This is a genomic window from Collimonas fungivorans, assembly GCF_028292705.1.
In the GTDB taxonomy this organism is placed as follows: domain Bacteria; phylum Pseudomonadota; class Gammaproteobacteria; order Burkholderiales; family Burkholderiaceae_D; genus Collimonas; species Collimonas fungivorans_B.
This window is the reverse complement of the sequence record NZ_JAQGLV010000046.1, coordinates 1-22,420: the sequence shown is the minus strand read 5'-3', so window position 1 is coordinate 22,420 and position 22,420 is coordinate 1. Positions and strand designations below refer to the sequence as shown.

At 59.9% G+C, this 22,420-nt stretch carries 26 protein-coding genes and 3 tRNA genes; 19 read left to right on the top strand and 10 right to left on the bottom strand.

Annotated features, from left to right (window positions below):
• Together JWQ61_RS02380 and JWQ61_RS02375 are read right to left on the bottom strand one after the other, a co-directional pair.
• On the bottom strand, positions 1-226 hold a 226-nt coding region (locus JWQ61_RS02380), incomplete at its 3' end, for a hypothetical protein (RefSeq protein WP_304359098.1).
• Between the two features lie 142 nt (positions 227-368).
• On the bottom strand, positions 369-1,271 hold the full coding sequence (locus tag JWQ61_RS02375; protein ID WP_304359097.1) for a DMT family transporter: 903 nt from the start codon (positions 1,269-1,271) through the stop codon (positions 369-371).
• Positions 1,272-1,539: 268 nt separating this feature from the next.
• Here JWQ61_RS02375 and JWQ61_RS02370 point away from each other — a divergent pair, with 268 nt between their 5' ends.
• The 4 genes from JWQ61_RS02370 to JWQ61_RS02355 all read left to right on the top strand — a co-directional run bounded on the left by JWQ61_RS02370 (position 1,540) and on the right by JWQ61_RS02355 (position 4,740).
• Entirely contained in the window at positions 1,540-2,643 is a 1,104-nt protein-coding gene (locus tag JWQ61_RS02370) for a glycosyltransferase (RefSeq protein WP_304359099.1), read from the top strand.
• On the top strand, positions 2,640-3,158 hold the full coding sequence (locus JWQ61_RS02365; protein WP_304359096.1) for a hypothetical protein: 519 nt from the start codon (positions 2,640-2,642) through the stop codon (positions 3,156-3,158). Before JWQ61_RS02370 ends, JWQ61_RS02365 begins: the two co-directional genes overlap by 4 nt.
• 237 nt (positions 3,159-3,395) lie before the next feature.
• Complete coding sequence (locus JWQ61_RS02360; RefSeq protein WP_304359095.1) at positions 3,396-4,097, top strand: GntR family transcriptional regulator; 702 nt, start codon at positions 3,396-3,398, stop codon at positions 4,095-4,097.
• A gap of 112 nt (positions 4,098-4,209) precedes the next feature.
• Entirely contained in the window at positions 4,210-4,740 is a 531-nt protein-coding gene (locus tag JWQ61_RS02355; RefSeq protein ID WP_304359094.1) for a DUF6622 family protein, read from the top strand.
• A gap of 75 nt (positions 4,741-4,815) precedes the next feature.
• On the opposite strand, the gene JWQ61_RS02350 is transcribed toward JWQ61_RS02355, so the two are convergent.
• Positions 4,816-5,016 (bottom strand): YbdD/YjiX family protein, encoded by a 201-nt coding sequence (locus tag JWQ61_RS02350; RefSeq protein WP_041742732.1) that lies wholly within the window; start codon positions 5,014-5,016, stop codon positions 4,816-4,818.
• 10 nt (positions 5,017-5,026) lie between these two features.
• Positions 5,027-7,099 carry a carbon starvation CstA family protein gene (locus JWQ61_RS02345; RefSeq protein ID WP_304359093.1) on the bottom strand — a complete coding sequence of 691 codons (2,073 nt, stop codon included), beginning with the start codon at positions 7,097-7,099 and terminating at the stop codon, positions 5,027-5,029.
• 231 nt (positions 7,100-7,330) lie between these two features.
• Here JWQ61_RS02345 and JWQ61_RS02340 point away from each other — a divergent pair, with 231 nt between their 5' ends.
• Both JWQ61_RS02340 and JWQ61_RS02335 read left to right on the top strand, forming a co-directional pair.
• Positions 7,331-8,701: a cache domain-containing protein gene (locus tag JWQ61_RS02340; protein WP_304359092.1), complete on the top strand. Its 1,371-nt coding sequence runs from the start codon at positions 7,331-7,333 to the stop codon at positions 8,699-8,701.
• Complete coding sequence (locus JWQ61_RS02335) at positions 8,694-9,320, top strand: response regulator transcription factor (RefSeq protein WP_304359091.1); 627 nt, start codon at positions 8,694-8,696, stop codon at positions 9,318-9,320. The genes JWQ61_RS02340 and JWQ61_RS02335 overlap by 8 nt, the downstream gene beginning before the upstream one ends.
• A 34-nt stretch (positions 9,321-9,354) precedes the next feature.
• On the opposite strand, the gene JWQ61_RS02330 is transcribed toward JWQ61_RS02335, so the two are convergent.
• Positions 9,355-9,834 carry an SRPBCC family protein gene (locus JWQ61_RS02330; protein WP_041742734.1) on the bottom strand — a complete coding sequence of 160 codons (480 nt, stop codon included), beginning with the start codon at positions 9,832-9,834 and terminating at the stop codon, positions 9,355-9,357.
• A 106-nt stretch (positions 9,835-9,940) separates the two neighbouring features.
• Here JWQ61_RS02330 and JWQ61_RS02325 point away from each other — a divergent pair, with 106 nt between their 5' ends.
• The 3 genes from JWQ61_RS02325 to JWQ61_RS02315 all read left to right on the top strand — a co-directional run bounded on the left by JWQ61_RS02325 (position 9,941) and on the right by JWQ61_RS02315 (position 13,400).
• Positions 9,941-12,004, top strand: a complete 2,064-nt coding sequence (locus JWQ61_RS02325) for a UvrD-helicase domain-containing protein (RefSeq protein ID WP_304359090.1) — start codon at positions 9,941-9,943, stop codon at positions 12,002-12,004.
• Positions 12,005-12,046: 42 nt separating this feature from the next.
• Positions 12,047-12,334, top strand: a complete 288-nt coding sequence (locus tag JWQ61_RS02320; RefSeq protein ID WP_304359089.1) for a DUF4404 family protein — start codon at positions 12,047-12,049, stop codon at positions 12,332-12,334.
• A gap of 166 nt (positions 12,335-12,500) precedes the next feature.
• Positions 12,501-13,400, top strand: a complete 900-nt coding sequence (locus JWQ61_RS02315; protein WP_120234000.1) for a recombination-associated protein RdgC — start codon at positions 12,501-12,503, stop codon at positions 13,398-13,400.
• A gap of 16 nt (positions 13,401-13,416) precedes the next feature.
• Here the strand turns inward: JWQ61_RS02315 and JWQ61_RS02310 are convergent, their stop codons facing one another.
• Complete coding sequence (locus JWQ61_RS02310; protein WP_304359088.1) at positions 13,417-14,547, bottom strand: GGDEF domain-containing protein; 1,131 nt, start codon at positions 14,545-14,547, stop codon at positions 13,417-13,419.
• A gap of 317 nt (positions 14,548-14,864) precedes the next feature.
• Between JWQ61_RS02310 and JWQ61_RS02305 the strand changes: the two genes are divergently transcribed.
• Positions 14,865-15,383: a hypothetical protein gene (locus tag JWQ61_RS02305; protein ID WP_304359087.1), complete on the top strand. Its 519-nt coding sequence runs from the start codon at positions 14,865-14,867 to the stop codon at positions 15,381-15,383.
• 62 nt (positions 15,384-15,445) lie between these two features.
• Here JWQ61_RS02305 and JWQ61_RS02300 read toward each other — a convergent pair.
• Positions 15,446-15,522: transfer RNA gene (locus JWQ61_RS02300), tRNA-Asp, on the bottom strand.
• Between the two features lie 34 nt (positions 15,523-15,556).
• A tRNA-Val gene (locus tag JWQ61_RS02295) sits at positions 15,557-15,632 on the bottom strand.
• A gap of 364 nt (positions 15,633-15,996) precedes the next feature.
• On the opposite strand from JWQ61_RS02295, the gene JWQ61_RS02290 reads away from it, so the two are divergent.
• The 7 genes from JWQ61_RS02290 (at position 15,997) to JWQ61_RS02260 (ending at position 19,653) form a co-directional block, all read left to right on the top strand.
• Positions 15,997-16,467, top strand: a complete 471-nt coding sequence (locus JWQ61_RS02290; protein ID WP_304359086.1) for a hypothetical protein — start codon at positions 15,997-15,999, stop codon at positions 16,465-16,467.
• Between the two features lie 131 nt (positions 16,468-16,598).
• Positions 16,599-17,009: a nucleoside diphosphate kinase regulator gene (rnk, locus tag JWQ61_RS02285; RefSeq protein WP_205631420.1), complete on the top strand. Its 411-nt coding sequence runs from the start codon at positions 16,599-16,601 to the stop codon at positions 17,007-17,009.
• Positions 17,010-17,110: 101 nt separating this feature from the next.
• Positions 17,111-17,620: a hypothetical protein gene (locus JWQ61_RS02280; RefSeq protein ID WP_304359085.1), complete on the top strand. Its 510-nt coding sequence runs from the start codon at positions 17,111-17,113 to the stop codon at positions 17,618-17,620.
• 173 nt (positions 17,621-17,793) lie between these two features.
• Entirely contained in the window at positions 17,794-18,093 is a 300-nt protein-coding gene (locus JWQ61_RS02275) for a YqjD family protein (RefSeq protein WP_014008271.1), read from the top strand.
• Between the two features lie 24 nt (positions 18,094-18,117).
• On the top strand, positions 18,118-18,504 hold the full coding sequence (locus JWQ61_RS02270) for a phage holin family protein (protein ID WP_304359084.1): 387 nt from the start codon (positions 18,118-18,120) through the stop codon (positions 18,502-18,504).
• Between the two features lie 14 nt (positions 18,505-18,518).
• On the top strand, positions 18,519-18,896 hold the full coding sequence (locus JWQ61_RS02265; RefSeq protein WP_304359083.1) for a hypothetical protein: 378 nt from the start codon (positions 18,519-18,521) through the stop codon (positions 18,894-18,896).
• A 67-nt stretch (positions 18,897-18,963) separates the two neighbouring features.
• Positions 18,964-19,653 carry an OmpA family protein gene (locus JWQ61_RS02260; RefSeq protein ID WP_304359082.1) on the top strand — a complete coding sequence of 230 codons (690 nt, stop codon included), beginning with the start codon at positions 18,964-18,966 and terminating at the stop codon, positions 19,651-19,653.
• Positions 19,654-19,730: 77 nt separating this feature from the next.
• On the opposite strand, the gene JWQ61_RS02255 is transcribed toward JWQ61_RS02260, so the two are convergent.
• The gene (locus tag JWQ61_RS02255) at positions 19,731-20,339 is read right to left on the bottom strand and encodes a cytochrome c5 family protein (protein ID WP_304359081.1); all 609 of its coding nucleotides are present in this window, start codon (positions 20,337-20,339) and stop codon (positions 19,731-19,733) included.
• Positions 20,340-20,540: 201 nt separating this feature from the next.
• Here JWQ61_RS02255 and JWQ61_RS02250 point away from each other — a divergent pair.
• Positions 20,541-20,616 (top strand) — tRNA-Arg (locus JWQ61_RS02250).
• Positions 20,617-20,903: 287 nt separating this feature from the next.
• Here JWQ61_RS02250 and JWQ61_RS02245 read toward each other — a convergent pair.
• Complete coding sequence (locus tag JWQ61_RS02245) at positions 20,904-21,785, bottom strand: GyrI-like domain-containing protein (protein ID WP_304359080.1); 882 nt, start codon at positions 21,783-21,785, stop codon at positions 20,904-20,906.
• A 330-nt stretch (positions 21,786-22,115) separates the two neighbouring features.
• On the opposite strand from JWQ61_RS02245, the gene JWQ61_RS02240 reads away from it, so the two are divergent.
• Entirely contained in the window at positions 22,116-22,313 is a 198-nt protein-coding gene (locus tag JWQ61_RS02240) for a hypothetical protein (RefSeq protein ID WP_304359079.1), read from the top strand.
• Positions 22,314-22,420 lie beyond the last annotated feature (107 nt).

Here is a 22,420-nt window from a genome sequence, read left to right as displayed (position 1 = left end):
CTACGTTAAACAGCTTGCCTTGCAAATCCTTGAGCGCCAGGCTGGCGGCGTCCGACAGCAGCTCTACGGTGAAGGCAAAATCACGCGACAGGCTTTCGGCGGCATCGAGCTTGTTGACCAGCAGCTGCGCTTGCGGACCATCATCGTGCGGAAAGGAAAGGCGCAGGATCCGGTTGGTCTGGCGCCCGCCAATCAGGCTTTGCAGGCTCTGGAGTACGTTGCTCATGCCGTGTCCCTGTGGTTACCCGGAATATTGTCTTACGGGAATAAATTGAGATCTAGATAATACCAAATATATAAGTAACAATCGGCCAGATCCGCCGCCTGGTTGCAAAAACCAGACATTTGCCTATGGATTTACCTATGAATCAGCCGCGCTGCCAATTCACCAGCACAATCCCGCTCAAGACCAGCATGGCGCCAAACACAAACGGCAAGCCGATCGGATCATCCAGCAGCAAGACCCCAAAACTGACCCCGAACAGCGGCGTCAGGAAAGAAAACACCGTCAGCCGCGAAGCCAGGTAACGACGCAGCATCCAGAACCAGGCCAGGAAACTGCCGAAAGCCACGATCAGCGACTGGAACACCAAGCTGGTCCACATGATGCCGGTCAACGGCGTGACTACTTCCGCCTGCCCGGTAACCAGGGCCAGCAGCGGCAGCGTCACCGCGGCCACCGCCAGCTGGTACCACAAGGTCATGCTGGGAGCGGTATTGGTAAGGACGCTGCGCTTGATCATGATGGTAGTGGCGGCCCAGAACACGGCGGCCAGCACGCCCAGCGCATCGCCGATGAGGGTGCGGCTGAAACCGGCGCCGGCTTCAAAGCCGCCGGCGAACGCCACCGTGATCCCGGCGAATGCGGCGATCACGCCGAGCCACTGGGTCATGCCGAAGCGCTCCCCCGGCACCAGCCAGTGCAAACCCAGCACGGTAAAAATCGGCGCGGTATAAACGAATACCGACATATGCGAAGCAGTGGTGTAGTTCAAGCCGATCGAGACGCACAGGAATTCGCCGGCAAACAGCAGGCCGGTCGCCAGGCCTGGCCAGAAGCTACCGTCGGTCAGCGAGAATTTGCTGCCGCGCCACCACATCAGGCCGCTCACCAGCACTGCGGCCACGGCCGAACGCAAGCCGTTTTGCAGGATCGGCGAGATGTTCGGCGCCGCCACCTTGATTGCAACCTGCTGCAGCCCCCAGCACAGGCACAAAATCAGCATCAGGCTCATGGCCAAACCGTCTAGCGGTTTGCGAGTGGTAGGCATTTTTTTCAGTCTTTCAGAAGCAGGGATGATTTGTCATAAATGTCATTTTACTCAGCACCGATTTATCCCTATCATCGGTGTCATGAAGCGGTAACCAAGCAGTAAAAATCCGAACGCAGATTGCAAGGAGTATGCTTGAAAGTAGTCACTTTTGCATCACCGGCGGCAAACCTGGCCGGAGCCTATTATTCATAAGCCAGTCCACGCGCCGAGCGCGCCCCGCCCTCGCAAACTATTGCTGTTAAGCGTCTCCGCCGGCGCCGGCCACATGCGCGCCGCCGAAGCGCTCAAGGCCTATGCCGCCGCCGAATTCCCGGGCACCGAAGCAATCCACCTGGATGCGATGGATTTTGTGCCGGCCGGATTCCGTGCGGTATATACCGATTTTTACCTGCACCTGGTGAACCGCCATCCCGCGCTGTGGGGTTATGTTTACCAGAAGAGCGACAAGGCGCTGACCAATTCGCCGACGCAGAAACTGCGGCGCGCCATCGAGCGCATCAGCACCCGCCCCTTGCGCAGCGCGATCCGCGCGGCGGCGCCGGACGCCATCATCTGCACCCATTTCCTGCCGGCCGAATTGCTGGCGCGGGAAATCGGCAAGCAGAGCGTGGTGTGCCCGGTCTGGGTGCAGGTCACCGATTTCGACCTGCACAGCATGTGGCTGCAGCCGCTGATGCAGGGCTATTTTGCCGCCACCGAGGAAATCGCCTACCGCATGCGGGCGCGCGGGCTGGCGGCCGATGCGGTACACGTGACCGGGATCCCGATCATGCCGGGTTTCGGCCAGACCCTGGAACGCCGCCCGTGCGCAGAACAATTCGGCCTCGACCCCGGGCGCAAGATCATCCTGATGATGTCCGGCGGCGCCGGCATCGGCGAACTGGACAAGACTGTGCAAAAGCTGCTGGCGCTGCCCGACGATTTCCAGCTGGTGGCGCTGGCCGGCAAGAACGCGGCGCTGCTAGGCAACCTGCAGCAGCTGGCCGCGGCGCATCCGGGCCGCCTGTTTCCGTTCGGCTTCACCAGCCATGTGGAACAGCTGATGGCCTGCGCCGACCTGGCGATCACCAAACCGGGCGGCCTGACCACTTCCGAATGCCTGGCGATGGGCGTGCCGATGATCATCCACTCGCCGATCCCGGGCCAGGAAGAACGCAACGCCGATTACCTGCTGGAACAGGGCGCTGCGCTCAAGGCGATCGACCTGACGGCGCTGGCGTTCCGGGTCCAGCAGCTGCTGCAGCAGCCGGAACAGCTGCAGCGCCTGCGGCAACGCAGCCTGGTGCTGGGGCGCCCGCATGCAGGCCGCGCCGTGCTGCAAACGGTGCTGAGCAAACTCGATTCTCCATTTCTTTCGCCAACCACATGACCGCAACCACACCCGCAGTTTCCCCCATGCGCCGCCTGTTCGGCATGCTGTTCTGGGCCGTGCTGACCGCCTTCTTTTTCGCCAACGTCGAAATCCAGATCGAAGGTGCCGCCGGCTGGGCCGCCAACCTGCCGACCTGGCGCATCGAGCATCACTGGCTGCTCGACATCTTCTGGGGCGGCCGCGCCATGACTGGCTACCACGCCTGGATTTTTCCCTTCATCGCGCTGATGTTCCATTACCCGATCTGGTTCAACGGCAGCTGGGACTGGCGCGGCGAGTGCCGCATCATGGCTTCCATCATGGTGTTCTGGATCAGCGAGGACTGGCTCTGGTTCGTGCTCAACCCGGCTTACGGGCTGGCGCGCTTCAATCCGGTCGACGTGCCATGGCACAAACACTGGCTGGGCGCGGTGCCGGTCGACTACTGGATTTATTCGGCAGTGGCGATCCTGCTGCTGTGGCTGGCCGAACGCAAACCGCGCCCGGCAGGCGTCGCGCTGAGCCAGAGCTGAATCGATATGTGAATCTCTGGTTCTGTATAGAACCAGAGATTCACATAGGTATTGTAAAAACAACTGGAACTTGGTAAATTGCGGACCCTTCCCAAGTTTGAAATGTTGTTGATGCTGATCAAAAAAAGTGCAAAAAACGCGTCTCTCTCCAAAAAAAACGCGCCTCTCCTGAAAAAAAACACGCCTCTCCCGCAAAAAAATACGCCTCTCCCGCCAGAAAATGCGTCTGATCCGCGCTTGCCGCGTTATCTGCAAGTCCGTGACGATCTGCTGCAAAGGATCGCTTTGCGTAGCTGGGCCGCCGATCAGGCGCTGCCGTCCGAGGACAAGCTGGCCGCTGAATATGAAATTGCAGTCGGCACCATGCGCAAGGTGCTGGACGCGCTGGTCACCGACGGTGTGGTCGATCGCGTCCGCGGACGCGGGACATTTGTCGCGCGTGCTGCCGAACGCTCCTCGATGCTGCGTTTCGTGCGGCCACGCGCCAAGGCTAAAAACCAGCTGCCGACTGCCCAGATCCGTTCGATGACGACCGCCATACCTCCGATCGACGTGGCGGACAAACTCAAGCTCAAGCCGCGCGACAAGGCGCTCTACCTGCACCGCACCCGTTCCTTCGACGATGAAATCGTGCTGTCGGAACATATCTGGCTGCCGCTGGCGCGCTTCCGGAAGCTGCAAAAATATCTTAAAAGCAATTCGCCGCCGTTTTTGTACCCCATCTATGAGACCGAATGCGATGTACTGGTCTCACGCGCCATCGATGACCTGACGGCGAAACCGCTGAACCGGGCCAACGCCGCCGTGTTCAAGCTGAAAACCAAGACCGTGGCTATCTGTGTCGAGCGGCTGATGCTGGACCACGCCGGCGAGCCGGTCGAATGGCGCACTTCGTTTGTGCCGGCGGAACGCTTCCAGTATTCCGCCGAAATACGCTGACAGTCCCGTCAGCTGTCGATTCACGCCGTATTCCGGCGTTTCGTCGCATTCCGCTTCTCCCGCACCTGCGGCGGCCAGATAATCGCCGCAGATCAATCAACGGGAGCACAACATGTTTGCACAAATCATTTCACACACGCCAATCTGGGTCTGGGCCTTGCTGGCGTTCCTGGTTTATCGCGGCATCCTGGCCAGCGCTGACCGCGAAGTCACGCTGAAAAAAATCTCCATCATCCCGCTGGTGATGCTGGCGCTGTCCTGGCAAGGAATTACCGCCACCTTCGGGCTGACACCGCTGACCGTCGGATGCTGGCTGGCGACCGCGGGTATTGCAGCGGCGCTCAACTGGCAGCTGTTCCGCAAGGACCGGATCGTGGCCTATCCCGAGCGCGGCGTGCTGTTCCAGCGCGGCAGCTGGCTGCCGCTGGCGTTGATGATGGGGATTTTCGTGACCAAATATGCGGTTGCCGTATTGCTGGCGATACAGCCGCCGCTGGCCCACAGCGCCATGTTTGCGGCAGCGGTATGCGCCCTCTATGGTGTTTTCAACGGCATGTTCATCGGCCGCCTGTTGCGCATCGTCGCCTTGTACCGCAATGCGCAGCCTGCCGGCGATGTATATCACGGACAGTTGAACGGCTGACAGGCAAAAAAAAGCCGACCGGCTGCCCGGTCGGCAAAAACATCCCCATAGGACGTTTATTCCATCAAGCCATAGCTAGCAGCAGCGCCCGACGCGGCCGTTGCCGCCGTAACGCGCTTCTTGCCGCTCCTTGAAAAACTCTTCATAACTCATCATCGGCTCGCCGGGATGAGTGTTTTCCATGTGCGTGACGTAAGTGCCGTACTCAGGCAAGCCCACCATCAGCCGCATGGTTTGCCCGAGATAGCGCCCGGCTTTAGACAGTTCTTCCAGCATGGCCAACCTTTCAGGCGGACGGCAAAGCGCTTGCCGGCAGCGATTCGAACGGGGTTTCCTTGGCGCTGGGCCGGTTGGCGGCGCGCGCCGCCAATACGGTCTTGATGCCGAAGCCGAGGATGCTGACCAGCACCAGAATAAAGAACGCAGCCAGGCCGGCGTCCAGGTAATCGTTGAAGATCACCTGCTGCATCTGGGCGACCGACTTGGCCGGCGCCAGCAGTTTTCCTTCCGCCAGTGCGGCCTGGTACTTGCTGGCGTGGGTCAGGAAACCGACGCGCGGATTGGCGTCGAATATTTTCTGCCAGCCGGCGGTCAGCGTGCAGATCAGGATCCAGACGGTAGGCACGATGGTGACCCAGGCAAAACGGTCACGCTTCATCTTGAACAGCACGCAGGTCGCCAGGATCAACGCGATGCCCGCCAGCATCTGGTTGGAAATGCCGAACAAGGGCCACAAGGTATTGATGCCGCCTAGTGGATCGACCACGCCCTGGTACAGGAAATAACCCCAGCCGGCGACGCACAGGGCAGTCGCGATCAGGCTGGCCGGCAGCGAATCGATCTTGCGCATGGACGGCACGAAGGTGCCGAGCAAATCCTGCAGCATGAAACGGCCGGCGCGGGTTCCGGCATCAACCGCGGTCAGGATGAACAGCGCTTCGAACAGGATCGCGAAGTGATACCAGAACGCCATCATCACTTTGCCGCCGCCTATGCTCGACAAGATGTGCGCCATGCCGACCGCCAGCGTCGGTGCGCCGCCGGCGCGCGAGATGATGCTGTGCTCGCCGACGTCTTTCGCTACCTGCGCCAGCATTTCCGGCGTCACGTAAAAGCCCCATTGCGAGACCGCTTGCGCGGCGCTGTCCACAGTGGTGCCTATCAGCGCCGCCGGGCTGTTCATCGCAAAGTACACGCCCGGTTCGATGCAGGACGCCGCAATCAGCGCCATGATGGCGACGAACGATTCCATCAGCATCGCGCCGTAGCCGATGAAACGCGCATGGCGTTCATTCTCCAGCAGTTTCGGCGTGGTGCCGGAAGCGATCAGGGCGTGGAAACCGGAGACCGCGCCGCAGGCGATGGTGATGAACAGGAAGGGGAACAGACTGCCCGACCAGACCGGGCCGGAACCATCCATGAACTGCGTGAACGCCGGCATTTTCAGTTCCGGCGCGACAAACACGATGCCCAGCGCCAGGCCAACGATGGTGCCGATCTTGAGGAAGGTCGAGAGGTAATCGCGCGGCGCCAGCAGCAGCCAGACCGGCAGCACCGAGGCGATGAAACCGTAGCCGATCAGCATCCAGGTCAGTTCCTTGCCGGTGAAGGTGAACATGGCGCTCAGCACCGGATGTTCCTGCACATACTGGCCGCCGACGATCGCCAGCATCAGCAGCATAAACCCGATCAGCGAAATCTCGCCGATGCGTCCCGGCCGCAGGTAGCGGGTATAGACGCCCATGAACAGCGCGATCGGAATCGTCACCGCGACGGTGAAGGTGCCCCAAGGTGACTCAGCGAGCGCCTTGACCACGATCAGCGCCAGCACCGCCAGGATGATGACCATGATCATGAAAGTGCCGAACAGAGCGATCACGCCAGGCACCGTGCCCAGTTCGGATTTAATGAGGTCACCGAGCGAACGGCCGTCGCGCCGGGTCGAAATGAACAGCACCATCAAATCCTGCACCGCGCCGGCAAACACCACGCCGGCCAGGATCCACAGCATGCCCGGCAGATAACCCATCTGCGCCGCCAGCACCGGCCCCACCAGCGGCCCGGCGCCGGCAATCGCGGCGAAGTGGTGGCCGAACAGGACATTCTTGTTGGTCGGCACGTAGTCCAGCCCGTCGTTGTACTTGTAGGCGGGCGTCATGCGGGTGGCGTCCAGGCCCAGCACCTTGTCGGAAATGTAGAGGCTGTAGAAACGGTAGGCGATCAGGTAGACGCAGACTGCGGCAATCACGATCCAGATGGCGCTGATGGACTCGCCGCGCTGCAGGCCGATGTAGCCAAACGCGAATGCACCGAGCAGGGCCAGCGCAAGCCAGCCCATCTTTGAATATAGACGATTCATTGTTCTCCTCCCAGGCGGGAATGAATATTGTGGAATATTGTTTTTATTAAACGGCAAGGCGCACCGCCGCAGCGTTCAGGCTGCGGCCAAAGTATTTGGCATATGCGGGATCGGTACAAGCGAGGAACTACGCAATGTATTTACGTACTACTACGTAGACAGCATTGAAGACAGCGCGTTTGCAGCAGACGTTTTTATGGAATCGGTGCCGAATCCGGGTAAAGTAGCGCCATGAAATTACGGCAGAAAATCATCTTCCTGGCCATCGTCCCGCTGATCCTGGCGCTGTGCGCGATCGCCCTGGCGGTGCGGCACCAGGCGATCGCGCTCGGCCAGCAGCAGCGCGCCACCATCCAGGCCGCCTACCTGGCCAGCAAGGAAGCCGAGCTCAAGCACTACGTGGAACTGGCTACCTGGTCGATCGCCCATTTGTACGATTCCGGCCGCAAGGACCAGGCCACGCTGGACGAGGCCATGGCCATCCTGTCCAAGCTGTCCTACGGCGACGACGGTTATTTCTTCATCTACGACATGCAGGGCAAGAGCCTGATGCATCCGCGCCAGCCGGAACTGGTCGGACGCGACCTGTGGGACATGAAAGACGCCGACGGCAACCTCACCATCCAGCACCTGATAGAGCGCGCCCGCAGCGGCGGCGGCTTTGAGCGTTACCAGTGGGAAAAGCCGTCCAGCCACCATGTCGCCAGCAAGCTCGGCTACGTGGTGGCGCTGCCGAACTGGGGCTGGATGCTGGGCACCGGCATCTATATGGACGATGTCGACGCCGCTCTCAGCAAGATCGATACCCAGGTTTCCGGCAATATCCGCAACACCATGTGGTGGATTGCCGGCATTGCGATCCTGAGCGCGCTGGTGGTGGGAGCGTCGGGGCTGGTGCTGAACATCAGCGAACACCGGGTGGCCGACGCCAAGCTGAAAGTGCTGGCGCAACGCGTGGTGCGTTCGCAGGAAGAAGAACGCGCCAGGCTGTCGCGCGACCTGCATGACGGCATCAGCCAGTGGCTGGTGTCGATCAAGCTGCAGATCGAAGCCGGCATCGCCAAGCTCGACAACGGCCCGCAGCAGACCGCCGCCGCGCGCGCGACTTTCGAGCGCACCGCAGGCCAGCTCAACGACGTGCTGGGCGAGGTGCGCCGCATTTCGCACGATCTGCGGCCGGCGATCCTGGACGATCTGGGCCTGGCGGCGGCGCTCAGCCACCTGGCCCACGAATGGCTGGAGCACGCCGGCATTCCCATCGATTTCCAGCACAGCGGCAATACCGACGGCATGCCTGCGGTTGCCAATACGGTGCTGTTCCGCATCGCCCAGGAAGCCCTGACCAATATCGCCCGCCACTCGCAGGCGACGCAGATCGAGGTGCGCTTGCAAGGCGATGCGCAAGCGATTACGCTGGCCGTGCACGACAACGGCGTCGGTTTCGATGTCGACCAGATCGATGGCAACCCGAAACATGGCATCGGCCTGCGCAACATGGTCGAGCGGCTGGAAGCAGTCGGCGGCCAACTTAAAATCAATTCGTCGGCGGCCGGCACCACGGTGCTGGCAACCGTACCGCACCCACATTATTCCTATGTCTGAAACCATTACCAAGATCATGCTGGTCGACGACCACCCGCTGGTGCGCGACGGCTTGCGCGCGCGGCTTGAAGCCGTGCCGGGTTTCGCCATCGTGGCCGAAGCCGGCAGCGCCGACGAAGCCTTGCAGCGGGCCGGCGAACAGGCGATCGACCTGGTCCTGATGGACATCAACCTGCGCGGCAGCAGCAACGGCATCGACCTGACCGCGCAGTTCCATGTCAGCTTCCCGGAAATCGCGGTGCTGATCCTGAGCATGCACGACAAGACTGAATACCTGATGCAGTCGGTGCAGGCCGGCGCCCGCGGTTATGTGTTGAAAGACGCGCCCGGCAAGGACATCGTGCATGCGATAGAGACGGTGATTTCCGGCGGCATGTACTACAGCGCGGCGCTGGCGCAGAAACTGGCGCGGCCGATGACGCCGGGGCAGCTGCTGACGGCGCGCGAACGCCAGGTGCTGCAGCACATCGCCAACGGCGAATCGAACAAGCAGATTGCCCGTGAGCTGGATTTGAGCGTGCGCACGGTGGAAACCCATAGGCTGAACATCAAGCGCAAGCTGGATATCGAGGGCCAGGCGGAACTGATCAAGTTTGCGGTGGAAAACAACTTCCGCTGAAGCTGCTGTTGTGTTCTGTTGCCGCCGGCGATTGTTACCCCAGCTTGCCTTCCGCGGCCAGCTCGCGGATCACGCGGATGGTGTCGATGTCGGCTTCTTGATAGGCGGAGCGCCGGAATTCATCGTAAAACTCTTGCTCGGCCTGCGCCGCCGGCTGCCGCTCGACCGCATCGTCCTCATATTCGAAGCGGACGAACAGCATTTCCTGTTCCGGTTCTTCAATCGTCATGATCAGGCTGGAACCGCCGATATCTTGCTGTTTCGGCACCTGGTAGCGCACCTGCAGCAGCGGCAGGTAGCTGACCACATCCTTGACGATCACTTTGCCGTAACGCAATTCACGCGTCACCGACTGCACCGATTTATCCGCCAGCAGGCAGTCGTCCAGGTGTTCAACGAACAACATCGGCTGTTCCGCCCGCATCACCAGCCCGCGCCATAGCTGCTCGCGCGTCAAGGTATCGATCAGCGGGTTGAGGGGATCGTTGATTTCGATCAGGTGACTGAATTTCATGGCATGTCCAGCAAGATGGTTAATGACGAATTGTCCCATATTCGACGCCGGAGCTGGGGCCGGGGCCTGTTAAAATACAGCGCTTTGCCCTTCCTGTCAGCCGCTGATGTCGTCTACTCCCAATTTCGGTCTCAATGCTCCCCAACGGGAAGCCGTCAAGTACCTGGACGGTCCCTGTCTGGTGCTGGCCGGCGCGGGCTCGGGCAAGACACGTGTGATCACGCAGAAGATCCAGCACCTGATCGAGGATTGCGGCTACGACGCCAGGCATATCGCGGCGCTGACCTTTACCAACAAGGCCGCGACCGAAATGCAGGAGCGCATCGCCAAGCTCTTGAAAGATCCGAAACAGGCCAAGCACATCACCGTCAGCACCTTCCACTCGCTGGGCGTCAAGATCCTGCGCCAGGAAGCGCGTGAGCTGGGCTTGAAGGACCGCTTCTCCATCATGGACAGCGACGATTGCTTTTCGATCGTGCAAGACCTGGCGATCACCACCGACAAACAGCTGGTGCGCCGCATCCAGACTGCCATGTCGCTATGGAAGAACGGCCTGATCGATCCCGAGCAAGCCATCAAGGAAGCCGTCACCGAAGACGAAGCACAGGCCGCGCGCATCTACCGCAGCTACGTGGCGACGCTGGCGGCCTATCAGGCGGTTGATTTCGACGACCTGATCCGGCTGCCGGTGGAGCTGTTCCGCAGCAACGAGGCGGTGCGCGACAAATGGCAGCGCCGCCTGCGCTACCTGCTGGTCGACGAATACCAGGATACCAATACCTGCCAGTACGAACTGGTCAAGCTGCTGGTGACCGGGCTCGGCAAGAAACCGATGTTCACCGCGGTGGGCGACGACGACCAGGCGATCTACGCCTGGCGCGGCGCCACCATCGAAAACCTGAAAACCCTGCAGGTCGATTTCCCCGACCTGAAAGTGATCAAGCTGGAACAGAATTACCGCTCTTCCACGCGCATCCTGCAAGCCGCCAATGCGGTGATCGGCAACAACCCCAAGCTGTTCGACAAGAAATTGTGGTCGGAACACGGCCTGGGCGATCCGATCAAGGTGATGGGCATGGAGGACGACGAGAAAGAAGCGGAGCAGGTGGCGATCATGCTGTCGGCCCACCGTTTCGAGCGGCGCGCCAAATTTTCCGACTACGCCATCCTGTACCGCGGCAACCACCAGGCGCGGATTTTCGAAAAGGCGCTGCGGCGCGAGCGCATCCCGTATTCGATGTCGGGCGGCCAGAGTTTCTTCGACCGCGCCGAAATCAAGGACATCATCAGCTACCTGCGCCTGATCGCCAATGAAGACGACGATCCGGCCTTCATCCGCGCCATCACCACGCCCAAGCGCGGCGTCGGCCAAGCCACGCTGGAAGTGCTGGGCACGGTGGCCGGCCAGTGGCAGTGCTCGCTGTTCGAAGCGGTGTTCAAGGGCGGCATCGAAGCCAAGCTGACCGACCGCCAGCTGTACCCGCTGCGCGAGTTCTGCCATTTCATCAACCAGCTGGAAGCGCGCGCCAGCCGCGTCGGCCCGGCCGGCAGCGGCGAGAATGCGGCGGCGGTGCTGGACGACATGATGAAGGAAATCAATTACGAGCATTACCTGTACGACAGTTTCGACGACCGCGCGGCGCAGGGCAAGTGGCAGAACGTGCTGGATTTCACCAACTGGCTGAAAGAAAAAAGCAACGGCGGCAAGGAAGGCGACGGCGACGAGCGCAACCTGCTGGAGCTGACGCAGATGGTGGCGCTGATGTCGATGCTGGAAGGGCGCGACGAAGAACCGGATGCCGTGCGCATGTCAACCTTGCATGCCTCCAAGGGACTGGAATATCCGCATGTGTTCCTGATCGGGGTCGAGGAAGGCATCTTGCCGCACAAGGGCGATCCCGACGCCCCGGCCGAGACCATCGCCGCCCGCATCGAGGAAGAACGGCGCCTGATGTATGTAGGCATCACGCGCGCCCAGCGCAGCCTGCATGTCAGCTGGTGCAAGAAGCGCAAGCGCGCCGGCGAATCGATAGTTTGCGAAATATCGCGCTTCGTCAAGGAAATGAAGCTGGACGAAGGCGACGCCATGCCGACCGAGGCGGAACAGATCACCCCGCAAAACCGCCTGGCCAGTTTGAAGGCTTTGTTGCAGAAGCCACGCGCCGCGTGAGAAGATAGATGTTAGAGTAAGAGCCAATTCAGGAGTAAAACCATGAGCATAGACAACATCAAGACATCGCTGGATAAGCTCCGCAGCAATCTGGAAAGCAGCGGCACGGTCGACAGCGAACTGAAGACCCTGCTGCAAAGCCTGGATACCGATATCCAGCAACTGCTGAAATCCCCCGATACGGCAGCGGCCGCAGCACCGGCCGGCGACCTGCGTTCCGAACTGGTGGAGCGGGCCCAGGGCATCTCTGCCCGGCTGGCGGTGAAACACCCGCATCTGGAACCGGTGTTGCGCGAAATCGCCGATACGCTGACCAACATGGGTATCTGATTACCCGGCCAACATGACTTTGCCGGCCGGCTGCCTGCGGCCGGCAACAGCTGCCGCACCAACTGCTTCAAACTTCCCATTCAACCGCTTGGACACAGCGTAAATCGCCACACAGCACGTGGCCATGAAGCTATGCCACGCAATTGTTTTATTTTATTGGAACGCCATGTGGTTTAAAAATCTTCAGATCTACCGTATTCCCGCACCATGGGCCATCTCGGCCGAACAACTTGAAGCTTTCCTGGCGCCGCAGGCGTTTGCCAAGTGCAGCAGCCTGGAACTGCAGAGCCAGGGCTGGCTGTCGCCGCGCGACAACGGCATGCTGGTGCATAGCGTCAATCGCCAGATGATGATCTTGCTGGGCACGGAAAAGAAACTGCTGCCGGCTACCGTGGTCAACCAGGTGACCAAGGCGCGCGCCGCCGAAATCGAAGAGCAGCAGGGTTATGCGCCCGGCCGCAAGCAGCTCAAGGACCTCAAGGAACAGGTCACCGATGAACTGCTGCCGCGCGCGTTCAGCATCCAACGCAATACCTGGGTCTGGATCGATCCGGTCAACGGCTGGCTGGTGATCGATGCGGCCAGCCCGACCAAGGCTGAAGAAATCCTCAAGCTGTTGCTGGCCTCGGTCGACAAATTGCAGATTTCCAGCCTGCGCACGGCGCATTCGCCGCTGACCTCGATGACCAACTGGCTGGCTTCCGACGAAGCGCCGCACGGTTTTACCGTCGACCAGGATACGGAATTGCGCGCCGCCGGCGAAGGCAAGGCCACCGTGCGCTACGTGCGCCACACTATCGAGGCCGACGATGTCCGCCGCCACATCGCCTCCGGCAAGCAGTGCACACGGCTGGCGATGACCTGGGCCGACCATGTTTCGTTTGTCCTGACCGAATCGCTGGCGATCAAGCGCATCGCTCCGCTCGACGTGCTCAAGGAAGGCAACGACACCAGCAGCAAGAACGACGACGAACGTTTCGATTCCGACATGATGCTGATGACCGGCGAGCTCAGCAAGATGCTGGGCGACCTGGTGTTCGCGCTGGGCGGCGAACCGGCCGTCTGAAGCCCGGCAACGGCGCTCAGAAAGCCCTGATGGTGGTGCCGCCGTCGGACGATTCGAAGGTGTCGGGGCTGATCATGACGCGGTTGCGGCCGGCCGCCTTGGCGCCGTACAGCGCCATGTCGGCGCGCTGGAAGGCTTCGTCTATGCTTTCGCCGGGGCGGAAATCGGTAATCCCGATCGACGCCGTAAGGGTGATGTCCTTGCCGAACTTGCTCCAGTCGTACATCTCGGTCTCGGCGCAGATGCGGTCCAGCGCCGTCACGCCTTCTTCCACCGTGGTGCCGGTCAGCACCAGCACGAACTCGTCGCCGCCATAGCGGGCGAAGTGGTCGCTCAGGCGCATTTCGTTGCGCACGATCTCGACGAAGGTCTTGAGCACCAGGTCGCCAGCGGCGTGGCCGAAATTGTCATTGACCGACTTGAAGCCGTCCAGGTCCAGGATCGCGATGCAGAACGGCGTGCCGCCGCGCTGGAAGCGTTTCTGCTCGACCGCCAGGATTTCCATCAGCGAACGGCGGTTTTCGATATTGGTCAGCTCGTCGCGGGTGGCCAGTTCCTGCACCCGCTTCATGGCCAGCACCAGCTGCTGGTTCTTTTCCATGATCTTGCGCTGCATGCGGCTCAGCATGTTGGTCAGGTAGATGCAGCGGCCCAGCGTCAGGATGAAGGACAGGCACACCAGCAGCTGGCTGAAATTGCTCGCCACCGGAAAACTCAGGTGCGCGCCGGCCACGCTGAAAGCCAGCACCAGCGCCAGCGAACCGATCAGCCAGCTGACCACGTACCAGAAGGTGCTCAGGCCGAGTACGCCGAAGCCGTAGATGACAAAAAAATTGATCAGGAACAGGTAGCCGACCTGCGGCGCCAGGATCAGGAAGCAGGTCTGCAGCAGCAAGGCCGTCACTACCTGGGCGAAAGTCAGGCCAGGATCCTTGTAGCGCCGGTTTACGCCGCTGCGGATCAGCAGGTAGTAGGCGCCGTTGACCACCACCACGACCATGGCGTACAGCAGCGCGATTTCCGGCCGGATCACGCCGGCACGGGCAAAACCCCACAGCAGCATGGCATCCAGCAGGCCGCTCAGGGCGACCCGCCCGAGCATGCCTAACGCCATCGCATTCATTTCTTTTCGTCGTTGCTGTTTCATGTCGGCCGGTTTCCGTTGGTTGCCATTGTTTTCTTTACCCCTGGCAACAAACAGCCACGCATGACAGATCGCAATTCATTTTTTCAGGGAAATGGGTGCAGGACATGGTACTAAAGGGAAACATTAAGGCCATGTTCTGGCGAGCGCACGGATGCGGGATTAAGTTATCTATCAAAATTATTGCACTACAGATATTCTATAGCTTACTGGGAATTTAAGCCGCATCTTCTATAACTGACAAGATCGAAGTGCAAAGCGGCAAAAGCGGCGCAGCAAATTTTAGGGCGTCTTTAGCGTTTTAAGGGGATCAGGACAGCATGAGAGTCATTATTTTGCTATTAGTTGCCGTCGGGATAGGCACTTGGTACTGGAATCGTCAAAATTCCATCGATGAAGAGAGCGTGACCCGCTTTTACGACACCGCCACCGAACATGTCCTCAATGGCCGCGGCAAGGAACTGTGCTCAATGCTGAGCAAGGATTTCACGCGCACCGGCATCAATTCCACCAGCCAGGGCCGGATCCAGGAAAACGCCGACAAGGAAGAAACCTGCGACAGGTACAACAAGATGTTCGAAGCGCTGGCGCAAGCCGGACGGCAGGGCGGCGTCTCGACCAATTACCAGGTCAACGTCGAGCATATCGAGATCAGCAAGGACCGCAAGAGCGCGGAGGTGAAGGTTTCCTCCAGCGTCAGCATGGCGCTGGGGCCGATCGGCCGGATCGCCGAGACCAGGGACAAGAGCAGCGAAACGCTGGTGATCCGCAACGGCAAGCTGCTGCTGCAAAAATCCGAGGGCACCGCGATTACCCGCACCATTGGCGATCGTTTTTGACTGCCGCTTAAAAAATGCAGACGAAAAAAAAGACGACCTCGCGGTCGTCTTTTTCATGTTCTTGGCGGAGTGGACGGGACTCGAACCCGCGACCCCCGGCGTGACAGGCCGGTATTCTAACCAACTGAACTACCACTCCTAAACTGCTGCTTCATTAAGATCATCTGGCTACTTGGTGGGTGCTGAGAGGCTCGAACTCCCGACCTACGCCTTGTAAGGGCGCCGCTCTACCAACTGAGCTAAGCACCCAAAATGCACACTTAGTCAGCCAAACTTTCTTAGCGTATGTCACTACGCCTGAAGGGGGCAGATTGTACAACGGTTTTTTTAAATTTACTAGCGCTTCGTCGCATTTTGTTCTGAAAAGTTTTTTGCAACACGCCATTTCGGCCCGCCAGCCGCCTGTTTACGCGGTTCGGCACAATCACCGCAGCTATGAAATACCGACTGTTATTTTTTGTTTGAATCGGTTTGCCGAAATGGAACACCGGATATCGGTCGGCTGTCATAACAGGACTGCTGCTATATCATGGGCAGTGACAGATCACCTTATTGGCCGGCCTCAACGCCGGCAGTTATTGGCATTTAATTAACTTAAACCATAAAAAGAACCATGATGAATGCCAAGATCCGCGCCAGCCTGTACTGCGTCAGTGTGATCACGCTGGCGGCCTGCACCAACAAACTGGCGGAAACGCCGGCGCCGCCCGCCACCACCCCCAACGCAACCTCGACCGCCGCCACGCTGGATGACTACAAGCGCGCGCTGGCGCAGCGCATCGTCGCGGTCAACTCGACCCAGGTGTATGTCGGGCGGCCGCAGGCGCTGCTGCGCGCGGTGATCGTGCTGAAATATTTCGTCAACGCCGACGGCCAGCTGCTGCGCGCCGACGTCCTGCGCACCAATCGCGACCGCAAGGCCGAAGCCACGGCGCTGGCGACATTGCGCCGCGCCGCGCCCTTCCCCAAGCCAGACAGCCGCTTCCTGCGGCGCGGCGAGGTCGAGCTCGCGGAAAGCTGGCTGTTCAACGACGATGGCCGTTTCCAGCTGCGCTCGGTGGCCGAACAGCAGATGGACGAGTAGCGGCCGGCTTGCTTCCTGCGCGCTTCTCGCCTACCATCGAGCCATCAGCCTGAACGCAATGCAGGACTCCGTGAGACATCCCACCACGCCGCGTTCGCACTTATCCCCCTTTTCTACGAGACAGTACAGTCATGGATATTCAGCCGCCACTCATCATCTCCAGTTTCGACCTGGAGCGTATTGAACAATTGCTGGCGTCCAGCGCTTACCGCAACCTGCCTGGCGTCGACGCCCTGCAAAACGAGCTGGGCCGCGCCACCGTGGTCGCTCCCGAAGATATCCCGCCGGGCGTGATCACCATGAATTCGGCGGTGCGTTTCGTCGACGAGGTCAGCAATACCGAATACGGCATGACGCTGGCTTATCCAAGCCCGTCCAACGCGCCTGATGCGGTATCGATCCTGGCGCCGGTCGGCAGCGCCCTGCTCGGCCTGTCGGTGGGACAGTCGATTTCCTGGCAAGGCCCGGGCGGCCGTCCCTTGCAGTTGCGTATACTGGACGTGACGTACCAGCCGGAAGCCAACGGCGAATTCCACCTTTAAGCCAACGGCGACTTCCACTATTAAGCGCCGGCACGGCAGCAGCAGATTTTCAGGGCGCGCGCTTTTCGCGTCCGTAACACAAAGAATAAAGACCAGTCACCATGTTAAGCGCAGATTACCAACGCCCCGCCAAGCTCTACCGCTATTCGGAGCGGCAATGGCTGGAACGTTCCTTGACGCTCGGAGAATTCCGTTTGCGTCCGCCCGCAGAAAGCCTGCAGATCAGCAATCTCCATCACGCGCACGGCGCGGCAAAACGGGCCACGCCGCAACTGCTGACCCTGAGCATGAGCAGCAGCGACGACGCCGGCCTGTTCAGCGCGTTCGCGCCGTCGGACTGCTGCCTGATAATCCACGACACCGAGCATTTCGGCGAACTGATCCACCGCGCCGCACAGCGGCTGCTGCCGAACTGGGCCGGCATCGACGCCGCCGTCAGCTACGGCCAGCCCAGCCCCCTCGGCAGCGCCTTCAGCAAAGGCAAGCGCGACGCGGCCCAGCATGAATGGCTGTTTGCCTGGCGGCCGGCGCAAGCGACCATCACCCTGCGCCCCATCGTCATCCAGATCGGCAACATCGAAACGATCGCCGAACTGCGCGACAGGAAATAAGGCATGATTGCCGCAGCGCAGGGCGGCAATCAAGTGCACATTCAATGTCAAACAGACACTTTGTTGGCAGATAAGCACAGTAGCCTGTATCATCGAACGCTAAGCTAGCCTGACCGCAGCATTTGCAGAAGCGGTTGGCTATACTTGAAAATCATGAATGAAGGAGCCACACGATGCACCGATCCACTCTGAGAACCCGCAGCGATTTCCGCAGCATGGTCGAAGACGCGCAAGAACTGTTTCGCGAAGCTGCCGCCACCACCGGCGAGAAAGCCGAAGACCTGCGCGACAAAGGTTTGGAACTACTTGATACGGCCGTGTCTAAAGCACAAGATGTGCAAGCAGCGGCAATCGAGGCGGGCAAGGAAATCGCCGCCACCACCGACGACTATGTCCAGGAAAATCCATGGCGCGCAATCGCCATTTCGGCCGGCATCGGCTTGCTGGTCGGCCTGGCCATTTCCCGTAAATAACCGCAGCATAACTGTCAGGCTCGCATGAACCCACAACAACCCAAGCAAAGCAGTCCGGGTCTGGTGTCCGGGCTGGTCGGCACCGCCAAGAACATGTTTGCGCTGGTCATCAGCCGCATCGAGCTGGCGGCGCTGGAATTCTCGGAGATCGGCTCGCACCTGTTCAAGCTGTTCCTGGTCTGCGCGCTCGGCATCGTCGCCTTGTGGTTTGCGCTGGCCTTCTGGAGCGGCCTGCTGCTGGTGCTGGCATGGGAAGCCCTGGGCTGGAAGATACTGCTGATCCTGGCGGCTTTCTTCACCATCGTGACGATCGGCACCGGTTTTTATGTGCGCAGCGTGCTGCGCCAGGGCCGGCTCGGCCTGCCGGTCACCATGGCCGAACTGCGCAAAGATCGCGACGCCTTACTTTGAACACGGAACCCGACATGGGCAGATACTCAGGACCGGACAGCAACCTTTCCACCGCCGAGCGCAAGCAGAAGCTGCTGCAGGAAGGCGCCGCCTTCCGCGCCGACATGCTTGTCTCGCGCGATATCGTGCGCACCAACCTGAACAGCAAATCGCTGGCGACCATTTTACTGGGCCGGGTAACCGGCATCGCTTCATCGGTGTTCAGCAATCGCGGCAGCATGGCCAGCAGCAATCTGCCTGCCATGCTGCCTTTGCTGCTGACCGGTGCGTCATGGCTATCCAAACGCCGTACCCGAAAACCCCTTCTTATCGGCGCTGCCCTGCTTGCTGCAATCGGCGGCGCCGCTTATGTCAACAGCAGGAAAAGCAAGACAACAACAGATGATGAATAACCGCAGCCTCCAGCCGGAGGCTGCGGTTTTTTTGCTGGCGCTGTCTCAACCTTAGAAAGGAAAGACCATGAATAAATTCAAGTTGGGTGCCCTGGTTCTAGCAGTTACGATGGCAACCGCGGGCTGTGCCGATATGTCGGAAACCCAAAAAGGAACTGCGATGGGCGCAGGCGCAGGCGCTGTGCTGGGCGGCCTGGTGGGCGGCATTGCCGGCCCCGGCGGCGCCGGACGGACAGCTGCCGGCGCCGCGATCGGCGCTGCGATCGGCGCGGTTGGCGGCAATATCTGGGGTAAACGCCAGCAAGACCAGAAGCTGGCGATGGAACGGGCAACTGCAGGCACTAACGTCCAGGTCACCCAGACTGCCGACAACCGCCTGAAGATCAATGTTCCGGCCGATACCGGTTTTGCTACCGGACGCGCTGACATCAATCCGGCCCTGCGCCCGATCCTGGACCAGCTGGCGACAACGCTGGTGCAGAATCCCGCCGCCCAGGTGGAAGTCTACGGCCATACCGACAATACGGGTACGGATGCGATCAACAACCCACTGTCGGTCCAGCGTGCGCAGAATGTTGCCGGCTACCTTGGCAGCCGCGGCGTCGCGCCGAACCGTATCCTGACTAAGGGCCTGGGCTCCACGGAACCTGTAGTCGCCAATGATACGGCGGCCAACCGTGCGGTCAATCGCCGGGTTGAGCTCTACACGTACGAACGAGATCCAGGACAAGGCCAACCACAGGCACGGGCCTATTGATCTCCAACCCAAGTCTTGGGGTAAAAAAAAGCCAGTCAATGTTTTGACTGGCTTTTTTTACGACCGGCTATGCTGAATTATTTTGCTGCCGGCTCCGAAGCAGCGCTGGCTGCGGCAGAAGCGGAAGCCGCGGCGCTTGCCGAAGCATCGGCAGCGGCGGCTGGCGCAGCAGGAGCCGGCACTTCCGGTTCCTTGAACTTGCCGCCGGACTGGTTGGCCATGTAGACCACCGCGCGCGCAACTTCGATATCGTCCAGGTCAGCGTTGCCGCCCTTGGCAGGCATCGCCCGCAAGCCGTGCAACGCATAGCCGACTACCTTGTCGTAGCCTTCGGCCAGGCGCGGACCCCAGGCGCCGGCATCGCCGACCTTAGGCGCACCGGCAACGCCGGCTGCATGGCATGCGGCGCAGGTGGACTTGAAGACTTCTTCGCCCGACAGCAATTGCTTAGGCGCGTTGACATCCTTGAAGGTGAAACCGGCATCGGCCACAGGGCTGATGCGGGCAGCAATCGCTTCCGGGGTCTGCCCCTCGGAACCGGCGCCGACCTTCTTGCCGGCGGTGACGTATTGCACCAGCAATACGATGCAGATGATGGGGACCAGAAAGCCCGCTGCAATGGCAACGATCAGCTGCTTAGGTGTCCTGATCGCGGATTGATGTTCTTCGTTATGTGCGTCGCTCATGAATTCCCTCAGTACAATTTTCAAAGCCGTAGCCGGATAGGCGCCAAAAAACCGTCCGAATCGCCCAAACCGCGCACGATCCCCCGCCAAACCCTTGATTATAGTCCCAATAATTACTATTTGGAACGGCGAAACGTTGCTTTGCATGGACGCGCGCGCAGAAAAACGGTATCCTTCAGGCCTCTTCACCGTTCCTCTTATGCGGCTGTAGCTCAGTGGATAGAGTATTGGCCTCCGAAGCCAAGGGTCGCTGGTTCGATTCCAGCCAGCCGCACCAGTTTTCTCTTTTTAAATCAAGATGTTGTGTATTGCGATGTTTAGCAATGATAAGCAATGTTTTGCATTTTTTGGCACAGTTCATGTGCCAAGATCGTGCCACGGCCTTGTGGCATATTTGAATCAAAAATCCTTCTACCGCACTACAGTGCTGCGATATGCAACATATCGCTCCGTATATTTTTTGAAATACAGCACTAGGCCGGGAACCCATAAAGTCCGAGATTGATTGGGCGGCGGCCTGTCCGATTCCTGCAATCGGAACGAGCAGGTCGCCGTCAGCGGGCGCTATTTCAGCGGCAGGTACAGTTCCGCGACCGTCTCATGCTCCGGGACCTCCGGGAAGAAACTCAACCGCTGGCAATAGATCGGGAAGTCGCGCGCCTCCTCTCCGCTGGCCGGAAGCCAGTTGCGATAAAGGTAGAGCGCGGCGGGCTCCAGATTGTCGGTGTTGCCAACCACGCGCAACACCGCGCAGCGTCCGCCAGGGATCTCGCCGGCTTTGATCTGCTCGCCGTTCGCTTCGATCGGTTGCTCGGTCCCGACACAAAGGTCCACGCCATAATCGGCAGGCGACGCAGGACGCCGTTCGGAACGCCAGATGTTGAAAGTCGGACTTGTTTTGGGGTGCAGGCCAGCGGCCTTGCGCCACGCGATGAACCGCTGGATGGTGGCGCCGAGCGTCACCGGGTCGCCCCGATGCTCCATGATCGCCACCGGCGTCGAGGAAACATTGCGAATCGTCACGTCATTAGTGGTAAAAGTCTTTTGCATGAGCTTGCTCCTAGCGTTGTCGAGAGGCCGGATGGCCGCAAGCCACGGCTCCCAGTCGGGAGATTTCCGGAACGAGGAAGGCGATTGCCCAAACCGTTGCCGAAAGGCGCGGGAGAAGGCGTCCGGTGCATCGTAGCCGGCTTCCATCGCTATGTCCGTGACGCTTTGGGCATCCCTGTAGGCAAGCAAGTATGAAGCGCGCTTCATGCGGGCGAGCTGGATATAGCGATGCACGGACAACCCGAAGGTTGCCGCGAACTGCCGATGGAAATGATATTTCGAGTAGCATGCGACGCTACTCAGCGCGTCCAGGTCCAGATCATCGTCCAGATGCCGGTCGATGTAATCCAGCACCAGCTGCATCCGGGCATGGTAGTTTTGAAGCGCCGCCTTCATCGTTCTGTCCTCCGTGGTGGCACCATTTAAACGCACGCAGACATGACGCGCTCGACCGATCTTGCGGTTTTGCACGGGTCGCAGAATGTCGCCAAGGACCGTTTGCTGGCACGCTCATTGGGGCGGATGGAACAAAGGCGGTGAGAATCGCCTGCCGTCTCGTCTACTCGGTTTTAAGTTGCGAGCACAAGTACCCGCACCGAATCAAAAAGATCATTCACCTGTGTGCAGGAACAACTGCGTCCTCATTTAGCGATAGCGTGATGTTCCTCGGCAACATTGTAGAATACGCACAAAGATTTGCTGCAGTATTCACTCAAGAGGAAAAAAATGAAAACCATCGTTGCATTGATAATTCTTTGTACTGTTTTGGCGTGTTCAAAAGAAGAAACGCCAAAAGCTGTTGTCGTGACGCCCGAAGCCGGGGCCTCGGCATCTGCAACTACTATTGAAAGCAAGGATATTCAAGCGTCGAGAAAAGCTGCCTTGGAGGCACTCGGCGCTGCCAGTACGTCCAGCAAGCCGTGATGGCGGATACCTCACGAACTTGAATGGCAGCGCGCCAAGCCGACGCAAACTCAGACAAGCGACGACCAAAGATGCTGTGCCGCATAGGCACGCCACGGCCGCCAGGC

Excerpts from the sequence above, each read along its gene's own strand:
- JWQ61_RS02365 (WP_304359096.1), top strand. The coding sequence starts at position 2,640 with ATGACCGCAACCACACCCGCAGTTTCCCCCATGCGCCGCCTGTTCGGC.
- JWQ61_RS02330 (WP_041742734.1), bottom strand. The coding sequence starts at position 9,834 with ATGAAATTCAGTCACCTGATCGAAATCAACGATCCCCTCAACCCGCTG.
- JWQ61_RS02255 (WP_304359081.1), bottom strand. The coding sequence starts at position 20,339 with ATGAGCGACGCACATAACGAAGAACATCAATCCGCGATCAGGACACCT.
- JWQ61_RS02240 (WP_304359079.1), top strand. The coding sequence starts at position 22,116 with ATGAAAACCATCGTTGCATTGATAATTCTTTGTACTGTTTTGGCGTGT.
- JWQ61_RS02260 (WP_304359082.1), top strand. The coding sequence starts at position 18,964 with ATGAATAAATTCAAGTTGGGTGCCCTGGTTCTAGCAGTTACGATGGCA.
- JWQ61_RS02290 (WP_304359086.1), top strand. The coding sequence starts at position 15,997 with ATGATGAATGCCAAGATCCGCGCCAGCCTGTACTGCGTCAGTGTGATC.
- JWQ61_RS02335 (WP_304359091.1), top strand. The coding sequence starts at position 8,694 with ATGTCTGAAACCATTACCAAGATCATGCTGGTCGACGACCACCCGCTG.
- JWQ61_RS02325 (WP_304359090.1), top strand. The coding sequence starts at position 9,941 with ATGTCGTCTACTCCCAATTTCGGTCTCAATGCTCCCCAACGGGAAGCC.
- JWQ61_RS02280 (WP_304359085.1), top strand. The coding sequence starts at position 17,111 with ATGTTAAGCGCAGATTACCAACGCCCCGCCAAGCTCTACCGCTATTCG.
- JWQ61_RS02315 (WP_120234000.1), top strand. The coding sequence starts at position 12,501 with ATGTGGTTTAAAAATCTTCAGATCTACCGTATTCCCGCACCATGGGCC.
- JWQ61_RS02370 (WP_304359099.1), top strand. The coding sequence starts at position 1,540 with ATGCGCGCCGCCGAAGCGCTCAAGGCCTATGCCGCCGCCGAATTCCCG.
- JWQ61_RS02245 (WP_304359080.1), bottom strand. The coding sequence starts at position 21,785 with ATGAAGGCGGCGCTTCAAAACTACCATGCCCGGATGCAGCTGGTGCTG.
- JWQ61_RS02350 (WP_041742732.1), bottom strand. The coding sequence starts at position 5,016 with ATGCTGGAAGAACTGTCTAAAGCCGGGCGCTATCTCGGGCAAACCATG.
- JWQ61_RS02310 (WP_304359088.1), bottom strand. The coding sequence starts at position 14,547 with ATGAAACAGCAACGACGAAAAGAAATGAATGCGATGGCGTTAGGCATG.
- JWQ61_RS02355 (WP_304359094.1), top strand. The coding sequence starts at position 4,210 with ATGTTTGCACAAATCATTTCACACACGCCAATCTGGGTCTGGGCCTTG.
- JWQ61_RS02375 (WP_304359097.1), bottom strand. The coding sequence starts at position 1,271 with ATGCCTACCACTCGCAAACCGCTAGACGGTTTGGCCATGAGCCTGATG.
- JWQ61_RS02265 (WP_304359083.1), top strand. The coding sequence starts at position 18,519 with ATGGGCAGATACTCAGGACCGGACAGCAACCTTTCCACCGCCGAGCGC.
- JWQ61_RS02275 (WP_014008271.1), top strand. The coding sequence starts at position 17,794 with ATGCACCGATCCACTCTGAGAACCCGCAGCGATTTCCGCAGCATGGTC.
- JWQ61_RS02345 (WP_304359093.1), bottom strand. The coding sequence starts at position 7,099 with ATGAATCGTCTATATTCAAAGATGGGCTGGCTTGCGCTGGCCCTGCTC.
- JWQ61_RS02320 (WP_304359089.1), top strand. The coding sequence starts at position 12,047 with ATGAGCATAGACAACATCAAGACATCGCTGGATAAGCTCCGCAGCAAT.
- rnk (WP_205631420.1), top strand. The coding sequence starts at position 16,599 with ATGGATATTCAGCCGCCACTCATCATCTCCAGTTTCGACCTGGAGCGT.
- JWQ61_RS02270 (WP_304359084.1), top strand. The coding sequence starts at position 18,118 with ATGAACCCACAACAACCCAAGCAAAGCAGTCCGGGTCTGGTGTCCGGG.
- JWQ61_RS02305 (WP_304359087.1), top strand. The coding sequence starts at position 14,865 with ATGAGAGTCATTATTTTGCTATTAGTTGCCGTCGGGATAGGCACTTGG.
- JWQ61_RS02340 (WP_304359092.1), top strand. The coding sequence starts at position 7,331 with ATGAAATTACGGCAGAAAATCATCTTCCTGGCCATCGTCCCGCTGATC.